This is a genomic window from Coleofasciculus sp. A1-SPW-01 (genome assembly GCF_040217205.1).
Lineage (GTDB): Bacteria > Cyanobacteriota > Cyanobacteriia > Cyanobacteriales > Coleofasciculaceae > Coleofasciculus > Coleofasciculus chthonoplastes_A.
The window spans coordinates 1-11,163 of sequence record NZ_JAVJNP010000106.1 but is presented as its reverse complement, the minus strand read 5'-3'; the positions used below and the strand labels follow the sequence as shown (position 1 = coordinate 11,163).

The 11,163-nt window shown below is 46.2% G+C and carries 10 protein-coding genes; 2 read left to right on the top strand and 8 right to left on the bottom strand.

Features of this window, described 5'->3' with window-relative positions:
- Positions 1-2,538, bottom strand: a 2,538-nt coding sequence (locus RH949_RS16220) for a two-partner secretion domain-containing protein (protein WP_446354518.1), incomplete at its 3' end; no start/stop codon positions are given.
- 435 nt (positions 2,539-2,973) lie between these two features.
- Between RH949_RS16220 and sbcC the strand changes: the two genes are divergently transcribed.
- Complete coding sequence (gene sbcC, locus RH949_RS16215; protein WP_446354516.1) at positions 2,974-5,994, top strand: exonuclease subunit SbcC; 3,021 nt, start codon at positions 2,974-2,976, stop codon at positions 5,992-5,994.
- Between the two features lie 76 nt (positions 5,995-6,070).
- On the opposite strand, the gene RH949_RS16210 is transcribed toward sbcC, so the two are convergent.
- From RH949_RS16210 to RH949_RS16195, 4 genes are all read right to left on the bottom strand, one after another.
- On the bottom strand, positions 6,071-6,397 hold the full coding sequence (locus RH949_RS16210; RefSeq protein ID WP_006103384.1) for a DUF433 domain-containing protein: 327 nt from the start codon (positions 6,395-6,397) through the stop codon (positions 6,071-6,073).
- A 117-nt stretch (positions 6,398-6,514) separates the two neighbouring features.
- Complete coding sequence (locus RH949_RS16205; RefSeq protein ID WP_006103479.1) at positions 6,515-6,682, bottom strand: hypothetical protein; 168 nt, start codon at positions 6,680-6,682, stop codon at positions 6,515-6,517.
- A 223-nt stretch (positions 6,683-6,905) separates the two neighbouring features.
- Positions 6,906-7,679: a pentapeptide repeat-containing protein gene (locus tag RH949_RS16200; RefSeq protein ID WP_446354513.1), complete on the bottom strand. Its 774-nt coding sequence runs from the start codon at positions 7,677-7,679 to the stop codon at positions 6,906-6,908.
- Between the two features lie 142 nt (positions 7,680-7,821).
- On the bottom strand, positions 7,822-8,412 hold the full coding sequence (locus RH949_RS16195) for an HD domain-containing protein (RefSeq protein ID WP_446354511.1): 591 nt from the start codon (positions 8,410-8,412) through the stop codon (positions 7,822-7,824).
- A gap of 41 nt (positions 8,413-8,453) precedes the next feature.
- Here RH949_RS16195 and RH949_RS16190 point away from each other — a divergent pair, with 41 nt between their 5' ends.
- Complete coding sequence (locus tag RH949_RS16190; protein ID WP_446354509.1) at positions 8,454-8,975, top strand: dual specificity protein phosphatase family protein; 522 nt, start codon at positions 8,454-8,456, stop codon at positions 8,973-8,975.
- A 65-nt stretch (positions 8,976-9,040) separates the two neighbouring features.
- Here the strand turns inward: RH949_RS16190 and RH949_RS16185 are convergent, their stop codons facing one another.
- The 3 genes from RH949_RS16185 to RH949_RS16175 all read right to left on the bottom strand — a co-directional run.
- On the bottom strand, positions 9,041-9,805 hold the full coding sequence (locus tag RH949_RS16185; protein WP_446354507.1) for a class I SAM-dependent methyltransferase: 765 nt from the start codon (positions 9,803-9,805) through the stop codon (positions 9,041-9,043).
- 10 nt (positions 9,806-9,815) lie between these two features.
- Complete coding sequence (locus tag RH949_RS16180) at positions 9,816-10,586, bottom strand: DUF3386 family protein (protein WP_446354505.1); 771 nt, start codon at positions 10,584-10,586, stop codon at positions 9,816-9,818.
- 93 nt (positions 10,587-10,679) lie between these two features.
- On the bottom strand, positions 10,680-11,163 hold a 484-nt coding region (locus tag RH949_RS16175; protein WP_446354503.1), incomplete at its 5' end, for a Uma2 family endonuclease.

Here is an 11,163-nt window from a genome sequence, read left to right as displayed (position 1 = left end):
ATCTGTATTGTCGGTGTTGTTATCTACCGTCTCTGTACCACTATTGTCTTCGGCGGTCTCACTATTTTCAACAGTAACGGGGTTACGGCTATAGGTTTCGCCGCCATCATCATTAGAGGTATCGGTGTTGGCGTTCTCTGTAGAAGGCGTATCGCTAGCTTGAGTCGGAGTCCGGCTGTAGGTTGTCGGAGGGGAGTTATTATTCCCGCTATTAGAATTATTGCTCTCGGCGTTACTCTCAGCTACATTACCTTCTTCGCAGCTAGGATCATCTGCGGAGCAGTTTTCTTCGTCATCGTTATTAGTGTTGATCCTAGGAAACCGACTATAGGTTCGACTATAGGTTTGAATACTGTTTTCCGTATCTGAATTGGCAGCTTGAGTATCATCATCACCATTATCCGCGATCGCACCTGAGTTATCGCTGCTAGTGCGATCGCCTGCTGTATTGCTTGGTTCTTGTGCTACTGGTTGCTCCGGTTCCGGTTCCGGTGGTGGATTTTCCACTACTGGTTGCTCCGGTTCCGGTTCCGGTGGTGGATTTTCCACTACTGGTTGCTCCGGTTCCGGTTCCGGTGGTGGATTTTCCGCTACTGGTTGCTCCGGTTCCGGTTCCGGTGGTGGATTTTCCGCTACTGGTTGCTCCGGTTCCGGTTCCGGTGGTGGATTTTCCACTACTGGTTGCTCCGGTTCCGGTTCCGGTGGTGGATTTTCCGCTACTGGTTGCTCCGGTTCCGGTTCCGGTGGTGGATTTTCCACTACTGGTTGCTCCGGTTCCGGTTCCGGTGGTGGATTTTCCACTACTGGTTGCTCCGGTTCCGGTTCCGGTGGTGGATTTTCCACTACAGGAGTTTCTACGACTATGACGGGCGTTTCTTCTTCACCAGAAGGTTCCTCCACTGGGAGTTGAGTGGGAGGTGAAGGTTCCTCAACCACAACAGAAGGATCTTGTTCGGGAGGTTGCTCTGTTGTTGGTGGTTGGTTAGGTGGTTCTGTTGTTGGTGGTTGGTTAGGTTGCTCTGTTGTCGGTGGTGGATTAGGTGGTAGGTTCTCAGTTATCAAATCCTGTGGCGGAGTTGCTGGAGTGAAATTAATATCCAGCTTTTCAGGTTCAACGCCACCTGGCTGTATTATGTTGGGATCGTAGCTGGAGCTATTTGGGTCAATGTTGGAGTTCGACTCTGGTGGCTCCGGATTAAAATACTGTACAGTTCCATGGGTAACACCAGGATTCTGTTGATTTACAGCATCGTTTTTTACCCTGATGTTTCCTTCAATAGTAATAGAGCCAGTAGCAGTAGATAAGATCACGGAACTACTTCCACCAGGTCTAGAAGTAGGCGCATGATTTTGAGCAAAAATATTTTTTATATCAATGTTACCGTCATCTGTGGATATAGTTACATCACCAGCGTCACCTTCCGACTGATTCTGCACTCTTATGTCACCTGTTGTGATATTTCCTTGTTCTGATACATACAAGGTTACATCACCTGCTGAGCCATCACCGTTATCGTTTGCATTGATCTCACCAGTTGTAATGTCCCGTTGAGCAAACAGTGAGATTGAACCTGCACTATTCTCATCTGCATTATTGGTGTCAAGCGTTGCTGTTGTAATACTGCGATTTGAATTAATATCGATTCCTGTCGATGCTGTAATCGTATCAGTGGCGACAACATCTCCACTTTGGATACCTGAACCGCTCAAGACGACTTGTCCATTCTCAACAGCTAAAGTTGTCGCATTTTGTAAATTGCCGCCAGTGATTAATGCTGGTATGTCAGTCAGAGCAATTGGATCAGAACCTGAGTAAGCTGGGCGTTCAATATCCAGACTCAATACCATTCCGGGTTGGCTTAGACGCACTATACTATTGCCTGGAACGGTTGCAATAGTAATTTGACCATTGGGCGTTGAAAGAGTACCCTCACTGGCAACTGTACCACCGATTAATGTTAAGTTTCCATTCTCAACATCTAGATCAGCCGAGTTAATAATTGCTCCTGGCTCAGATGTATCGAAGGCAAAATAATTGTTAGGATTTCCTGTTAACTGATTTGCGTCAATTGGACCTGTCGCATTAAACCAACCTGAATCTAAACCAATTGATGTGGCAGTTGTAGCGGTAAAGGAGCCTGGCACATCCAGTCTTGCACCTTGACCAAACACAATACCCGCCGGATTCATCAAAAAGAGATTGGTACTGCCCGTTCCTCCCTCTATGTCGATGATTCCGTTAATTTGGGATAGATCCCCACCCGTAACCCGACTCAGAATATTCTGAATATTAGCATCGACATTAAAAATAGCCTCTTGATCTGAGCCAAGACTAAACTGATCAAAGCTGAAAATCTGATTGTTGCCAGCTTCAACGCCATCTTCTATTTTAAATTTGTTACCCTCTTGGTTAACAGTCGTTGCGCTATCCTGCTCTGGAGTAACCTCTGCTTGGGCAATCTCAGCAAAGCCTAGAAGCCCTGTTAGACTATAGAGGGCTACCAGTGATTGGCTTATTCGGCGTGCGGCTGGTTTCATCTGGCTCACTTGAAAAACAGTAAATGCTGAGTCTCCTAACTGCTGGTGTTGTCATCTTTCCTGGTGTAGTGGATCACCCAAACCGTTGCGGTAGGTAGCTAGTAGGAGTGTTTAGGCTGATCTGCTGATGATCTTGACTCTGGCTATTGTGTGTTGTATATATTTTACCCTATACTCATCGCTTTCTTGTCGAAAAAATTTTTCTTTCCACAAGCTTAATGATTGGGTTGTGACTAACGCTACACTTTGAGCCAGGTAGGAAAACCTATACTTGATTGATATTATCGATCTATCCTAAACCTCCATTATATTAAATATTGTGAATTTGTCGAGAAAAAGGCTGGAATCCGCATCTCAGGGTCGATACACTATGGAACAGTGCGGATGTACTGACAACTTGATTAAATCCCTAGTCTCAATGGCATTCCAGCCTGCATGATTCCCCTGAAACTGACCCTGAAAAATTTCTTAAGTTATCGCGAAACGACCCTGGACTTTCGCGGACTGCATACGGCTTGTATCTGTGGCGCCAATGGTGCGGGCAAATCGTCTCTCCTAGAAGCGATTACCTGGGCGATTTGGGGACAATGCCGTGCCGCGTCGGAAGATGATTTAATCCATTCCGGGGCTAAAAATGTGCGGGTAGATTTCATCTTCCATAATAACCAACAAACCCATCGGGTGATTCGCAGCAAGCAACGGGGACAAAGCAGTTCCCTAGAATTTCAAATTGAAACCCCAGATGGATTTCGTTCTTTAACTGAAAAAGGATTACGAGCAACTCAACAGCTCATCCTGCATCATATTAAGCTGGATTACGATACCTTTATCAACTCCGCCTACTTGCGTCAGGGGCGGGCGGATGAATTTATGCTACGGCGTCCCTCGGAACGTAAACAAATCTTAGCCGATTTATTGAAACTGGATCAATATGAAACCTTAGCCGATCAAGCCAAGGATTTATCCCGCCAATTTAAAGGTCAAGCCGAACAACTCGAATCCAGTTTACAAGCCATTGAACAGCAACTGGAAGAACGAGAGGCGATCGCACACCAACAAGACGCCACTCAAACCACCTTATCTCAACTGCGCCAAGACCAGGACACCGACCAAAGCCAACTGCACCACCTGCAATCTCTCAAACACCAACGCCACACCTGGGAACAACAACTCACCTTTGTCCGCCAGCAATACCAAAATCTCACCCAAGAGTGCGATCGCCTACACCAGGATATCACCACCACCGAAACCCAAAAGCAGCAATTAGCCACGATTCTCGACCAACAGGATCAAATTACTGCTGGTTATGCTGATTATCTCACCCTGCACCAGCGAGAAGAAAGTCTCAGCCAAAAATTCCACGCGGATCAAAACGCCCACCGCCAAAAACAGCAACACCAACAGCAACTCAACCAACAGATTCAGGAATTGAATCTACAAATTCGCCAAACCCAAGCCCAACTCGACGCCCTGCGCCCCCAAGAACAAGAAATTCAACAGATGCTTACCCGTTCGACAGACGTAGCCGAAGCCGTGGAAAAACTCAAAGCCGCCCGCACCCGCCTCAATCACCTGGATCAACTTCAACTCGACGTTTCCCCCATCCTGCAACGCCGCGCCGCCTTGCAAAGTGAACTGGATCGCAACCACGCCCGCCTCAGCGCCCGTTTAGATGAACTCAACGCCTCAGAAGATCAACTCTCGCACCAAATCGCCACCACCCCCCAACTGCGACAAACCGTTCTGCAAGTTGTCGCCGAAATCAGTACCTTAGAAAAAAAGAAAGTCTATCAACAGCGCGTCCAAGAAAAAGGACTCGAACGCCGCAGCTTTCAGGAACGACTGCAAGAAAGCCAGCGCCGTTATGAAAAACAAATCGCCGAACTCACCCAGAAAATCCAAATGCTACAGGTTCAGGACGCCGTATGTCCCCTGTGCGATCGCCCTTTAGATGAAACCCATTCCCAGCACGTTATCCAGAAAACTAGCACCGAACAACAGGAAATTCAAGATCAATTTTGGGTGGTGCGAGAACAACTAGCCGTTTGTGAACGGGAACTGCAAGTCTTACGTCAAGAATACGCCCAACTCTCCCAAGAATTGGCACCGTTTGAACAATTACTCGAACAACGGGGACAACTCGAAGCCCGACTCGAAGCCACCGATGAAGTGTATGATCGCCTCTACGACATCTCCGAAGAAAAGAAACAACTGGAGCGATCGCTAAGTGAAGGAACCTACGCCCTAGATATCCAAACCCAACTTCAAACCCTGGATAGCCAACTCCAACAATTAAACTACAACGAACAAACCCACGCCCTCGCACGCGGAGAAGTCGATCGGTGGCGTTGGGCGGAAATCCGCCAAGCCAAACTCGAAGACGCCCAGCGACGCCTAGAGAAAATTCAGGAACAAAAACCCCAACTGCAAGCCCAACTCGATCAGCTAAACCAATCCCTAGAGGAGTTACAAACCACTTCTCCCCTCAAACAGCAACTCGACGCGATCGAGTCACAAATTACCGAAATTGGCTACAACTTAGACACCCACAACCAACTCCGCACCGCCCTGCGACACGCCCAATCTTGGCAACTACGCCATCAAGAATTAACCAAAGCCCAAGAACACTATCCCCAACTCTGTCAACGATTAGACAGCCTGACTCAAACCCTCGCCCAACGACAAGGCGATCGCGAAACTCTCAATACACAACTTGCCGAAATTGTCAAGCAATTAGAACAGTATCCCGACACCAGCCGCGACATCCAAAGCTTGGAACAGCGCATCCTCCAGCGACGCCGACAATTAGACGAACACCTATCCCAAATTGGGCGTTTACAACAGCGCTTAACTCAACTGGATACCCTGAAAACTCAATATCAAGAACAAGAGGAACAGGTTAAAACCCTAAAACGGCAATATCGAGTGCATCAGGAACTCGCCAAAGCCTTTGGCAAAAACGGCATTCAAACGCTGATGATTGAGAACATATTACCCCAATTAGAGGCAGAAACCAATCAAATACTATCCCGACTCACCGGAAATCAGTTACACGTCCAAATTGTCACCCAAAAAGCCGGAAAACGGGCATCAAAGCGCAAAAGTAAACTCATCGACACCCTGGATATTTTAATCGCCGACGCTAGCGGAACCCGCCCTTATGAAACCTATTCTGGCGGTGAAGCCTTCCGGATTAACTTTGCCATTCGCCTCGCCTTAGCCCGACTCTTAGCGCAGAGGGCGGGAACCTCCTTGCAAATGCTGATTGTCGATGAAGGCTTTGGTACACAAGACGCTGAGGGGTGTGAACGATTGATTGCGGCAATTAACGCGATCGCCTCTGACTTCGCTTGTATTTTAACTGTAACCCACATGCCCCAATTTAAGGAAGCCTTTCAGACGCGAATTGAAGTGCAAAAAACCGAGCAAGGTTCACAGTTAAGTTTACTGATGTAACGCTTAAAATTATTGGGCGGGACGATTTACTCGCATCACTTTTCCCCGTAAGGATTCTTCCTGTAAAATGGCTTCATCAATCTTCTTCGTTCTGTCGAATAGCGATTTCAATCTCATCAGCATAGACTTCAGCATAAATCCAAGCATTCACCAAATCAGCAGCCGATAACGTGGAATAGTCTTGTAGAAGTTGAGCTTCACTAATCCCTAAACGGCGAGCATTGACTAACACCCAAACCGGAATGCGAGTATTGGCAATGCAGGCTGTTCCGCCACAGACACCAGGCGTTTTTTCAATTCCCTTCCAATTGTTATCGAAACTTTGGGCTAGGAGGTGAATGGCTTGAGCTTTTTCAGTAGGCTTTAGAGCAAGCAGTTGCGGTTCTAATTCTTTGATGTTCATGATTTAAATTAGAAATTATCCAGAAAAAAGAGAGCGGTATAGATAGAAGGGTGCAAGGATGGTGTCCTTACATTCGGGTTTACCCCATAGGCTTAAGAACAGTAATAGCATTTACCCTTACGATAACTCTTCACGCCAAGTAAACCGAATTTGCTCATCAGCCTGTCTGAACTCAATATTAAACCGATCAAATACAACTTCCCGCCCCAGGAGCAATTGTTCTGCACTTGTAATGCTTTGTAACCAAGCGACAGGAGCAATAAAACTGTGTCCATCAATTGTCATTTCAACATTCGCTCACTTTCACTTTTAGACAGTATTCTATTCATAAATTTTAAAATCAAACTCTTAAAATTATCGAAAATAACATCATTTCTAGTTGTTTGCGAACTCTATAAAATTTTGGTCACTATCCTCCAAACCCCTCTGCGCCCTCTGCGTAAACCTCTGCGTTACTCTGCGTTAAAAAAACAAAATTTCCATCCTCAACAGACAAAACCCTCATCAATCAAAACGGCGATAAAAATCGTAAAAGTAGTGAACCAATCCCCACAAGCGCATTCCCAAACGAAGGGCGAGAGCGAACTTCGGGGGGATTTTGGGCAATTTCCACCATAGCAATCAGATTCTGCGAGGCTTGAAAACCAACCGGGTTTTCTTGAGTCGTAAAAAGCTGACTCGCCACTTCAGCATCTCGGATTGCACCGCCGTGATTACTTAAGCGAAATTGGGCAATTCCCCGGGCTAAATAGGCGGGAGCAAAATCAGCTTTAAGATTCAGGGCTTGATTATAATGTTCAATAGCCGCTTGATAGTTTCCCCGTTCAGCTTCAATCACACCCCAAGCATAGAAATCTTCAGGGGTTCCGGCATATTCAGGAAGACCAATAGTACCTTGGATATAAGCACTACTCAGATCCGTACCAAACAGTTGTGCATTCACCAGATACGCATCTCTGAGATCCGTTCCCACTAAAATAGCGCCACTAAGATTCGCACCCGTTAAGTTTGCGCCATTGAGAGACGCGCCACTAAGATTTGCGCCAGTGAGATCCGCCCCCGTCAAATTTGCCCGACTCAGATTAGCGCGACTCAAATCTGCCCCACTCAAGTTTGCCCCGACTAATTCTGCCATGACTAAACCTGCATCGGTGAGATCGCATCCGGGACAGGTTTTGGTGGAGAGTACCTTTTGGATATTTTGCAGATTTTCGGCGAAGGCGCTGGTATTCAGAGTGATGGCGGTGAAAATAGCAGCCGTGGTTAGCAGGATTGGTTTCATGGCACGATTAGGGATGAATGGGGCTAAAGGTTCTACGCGATCGCAGTACTGGGATTGGGGTATACCTTTGACTGAGTTAGGGCGGGTTTAGTTACATCCGGGTGACAACCCACGATACCGATAAAACCCGCCCCTACAGAAATCAACACTCAGAATTCTTGTCAGCTACACCTGCTAATAATTCTAATTCACTCACCACCCGATCCAATTCGTCAATGATTGGCGTAGATTCCTGGGTACGAAAGGCGTCTATCAAAGCCCGGTAATACCAAAGTGTACCGTCTTTACCCCCATGAAAGCGTTGCCATAAATTATCTCCTAAAATGCGATAATCTTTAAGAATTGACCAAGCATTATGCAGCTTATCGGCAGCAGAGACCAAACGCACCGAAGCTGAGGCGGTGGGAATATGGGCAATATAAGCTTCTTTGCGCTGACGCCAAGGGGGTTTAGGTGTGGTGTCAGCGTCGGTACACCCATCGACAATCTCCGTGATAGTATCCCCAAAGCGGCAGCGAATTTCCTCACGGGTTGCTGCACCGCCTTGGTCTTCAATGGCATCATGGAGAAGCGCCGCGATCGCTTCCTCTTCATTTGCCCCATATTCTAAGGCAATACTAGAAACGGCTAACAGGTGGGCGATGTAGGGAACGCCATTCCCTTTACGGGTTTGGTTGGCGTGCAGTTCAGTAGCAAAGGTTAAGGCGTCGGTAAACCGTTGGGAGAGTTTCATGGAAAAATTAGGACAAAATCTAAATTAAAGTAGTAACAATTGTGACTGAATTTCTAGCAAACAATCTACCGAAGATATGGATTGCTTCCTATTCCGAAGCCAGCCAACTTCTCACGTCCGAGACAGGAGACGCGATCGCGCATATCATCTCGATTGGCGAACCCGGTAGTACCCCTCCCGCAGGTTACACCCAAGTTCCTCACCGACTGCGGTTAGAGTTTGATGATATTGTGGCTTTAAATCATCATGAACCCGACTATGTTTTAGCTACATCTGAGCATATTCGTCAAGTGATTGACTTCGTACCGATAATTTCCCAGGAAGGCGGAGATGTTCTCATCCATTGCCAAGCTGGGATCAGCCGATCCGCCGCGATCGCGTTAACCATTTATGCCATCCTCTTGGGGGCGGGTCAAGAGGAGGAAGCCTTATCCCTAGTTCTAGAAAACAGACCTCAAGCCGTACCGAATATTTGGATTGCCCAATTAGCCGATGAAGCCTTAGGTCGAAATGGCAAATTGGCACAAGTCGCCCAAATGCATGAAGACTGGTATTTTGAGTAAGTCCGTGGTAGCAATGAAACTTAACGGTGGGGAGCGTCATTTGTCCTTTGTCATTTGTCCTTTGTCTAAGAATTAGAGTTACAACCTTTCTGCAAAATAAAAATCATAGAAGGACTGGTTTCACTGTTGAATTCTGAATAAGAATAATCACCATACAAAGCCACTATTTTGTAACCCGCTTTCTGCGCCATTTCCTCAAAGTCTTGCTTTTGGATCAGGCAAAACTGCATATTCAGGAGGCGCTTAGATTGCAAAAACCCATGGTGATCATAGATTTCGTAGAACTGAGTGCGATCAACAATACAGTGATTCGGTTGCTGTTTTTCCAGTCCCCAGAACAGGAGTTGTTGCTTTTCCAGACTGTACGTTCCCTCTAAACGCAGAGAACCATCGACCAATTTTAACCGGACATTAGGATTATGTAAAGTACAGATAAGTCGCCCACCTTCACGCAAATGGTTGTGAATTGATTGGAGTGTACTCTCTTGGTCTTTCTTTGACAACAGTTCCGAAAACGAATTGAACGGAATAATCGCTAAATCAAAACACTCTTGCAGGTTCAACTCTCGCACATCAGCCCGCTGAATCCTAGCCGACAACCCCTTTTGTGCCAGCTTCTTTTGCAGAACAGCTAACATTTGCGCTGAAGCATCCACACAAACCAGAGAAACACCAGCGTCTAATAAAGGAATCGAGACACGCCCCGTTCCTGCCATCAATTCGAGAACTTGACCGGAGACGTTACGGGTTTCTCGAATAAAGAAGGAAATATCAATATCACTATGGACATAGATATCATACAACTCGGCGACTCGATCCCACTCAATCATTTTTTTCTAGTTACAACGGCTGAATATCATTAAACCGAATTCTTGTATCTGCCACAGGTTTTTCTTCCGGATTTTCTTCCTTTGCATATCGAATCGTCCGGTTCGTTAACAAATAGTAGTTGCCCACCTTTTCATGAAAATCTCGCACATCTTCTTTTTCCAGAACTTCATCGGTTTGGGCATCGCGAAACGTAGTTTTAAAGTGACTGACTAAATACCCCTCTGGCGTTTTAGTCGTACCTAGGGTGTCAACGGTTACGGCTACATCTCCAAAGCTACGATTTACTTGAGTGATTACATCTCCTTTAACCTTATAGTATGAATTATCACCCATCTCATTAATTTTTAACGCCCCATACTCGTCTTTCCCCTTTAACTCAAAGTCATTGTTTCCATGCAACTGTTCAAATGGTATCTGGCGACGGTGAATGATTTCCATCTTAACCGTATTAGCGACCAACTCACGTAAATCTTCCGGTTCAACATTAATGACATCCACACTTAAATCCGGTTGAACCCGAACGATTCCCTGGTCAATATCTCCCTGGTGCGTAATCGAAACCTCTGCAGAATAACCTGGAAAATTTTTATCCCAGGTATAGCGCTGATTGTATGCATTGCGAAACGCTTCGCTGGCTGATACTGTAGCGATTTGAGTTGGATGAGTGTTTGAGATAGACTGAGCATTTACACTTGCAGGTAGTCCAAAGACGCAGCTAATACTAGCGATAATTAAACTTAAACTCCAACAGATGATGCGATGCTGTAATTGCTGTGTCATGATTTTAATTGGCTATCGACATTGAGGATAAATTTCTATTTTACAAGGGGATGCCCATCAGCATGAGGTCACTGATTTTCTTCCCCATATCCCTTAATTATCTGGGTCTTCTCCTAACTCCCGCAATCGTGCGGCTAAACGTTCGGCGCGTTGGCGTTCAGATTCAGCCCGTTGGCGTTCAGTTTCTGCCCGTTGATGTTCAGTTTCTGCCCGTTGATGTTCAGATTCAGCCCGCTGACGTTCAGCTTCTTCGGGTAATAAAACTAAATTACCCTCTGAGTCATAAAATCGTAACCACGGTGCTGTTTCTCGGCTTATTGTTCCTTGCCAAATTCCTAACCATAAGCCTAAGGTTTCGCACCATAACCATCCTGACTCATTCGGAACCAACGGTTGATAACGGAAATTGGCATCCAACCGCCATCCCTGTAAAGAGTCGGGATTAAACGGGTCAAACACGAAATAATCGGGTGTTCTAAAGGTTCCTTCGTAAATATCCTTTTTTGCCCCAATATCCGCATTGGCTGTAGACGCCGACATCAGTTCAATAATTACATCCGGGTAACGCCCTTCTTCA

Excerpts from the sequence above, each read along its gene's own strand:
- RH949_RS16180 (WP_446354505.1), bottom strand. The coding sequence starts at position 10,586 with ATGACACAGCAATTACAGCATCGCATCATCTGTTGGAGTTTAAGTTTA.
- RH949_RS16185 (WP_446354507.1), bottom strand. The coding sequence starts at position 9,805 with ATGATTGAGTGGGATCGAGTCGCCGAGTTGTATGATATCTATGTCCAT.
- RH949_RS16200 (WP_446354513.1), bottom strand. The coding sequence starts at position 7,679 with ATGAAACCAATCCTGCTAACCACGGCTGCTATTTTCACCGCCATCACT.
- sbcC (WP_446354516.1), top strand. The coding sequence starts at position 2,974 with ATGATTCCCCTGAAACTGACCCTGAAAAATTTCTTAAGTTATCGCGAA.
- RH949_RS16210 (WP_006103384.1), bottom strand. The coding sequence starts at position 6,397 with ATGAACATCAAAGAATTAGAACCGCAACTGCTTGCTCTAAAGCCTACT.
- RH949_RS16195 (WP_446354511.1), bottom strand. The coding sequence starts at position 8,412 with ATGAAACTCTCCCAACGGTTTACCGACGCCTTAACCTTTGCTACTGAA.
- RH949_RS16205 (WP_006103479.1), bottom strand. The coding sequence starts at position 6,682 with ATGACAATTGATGGACACAGTTTTATTGCTCCTGTCGCTTGGTTACAA.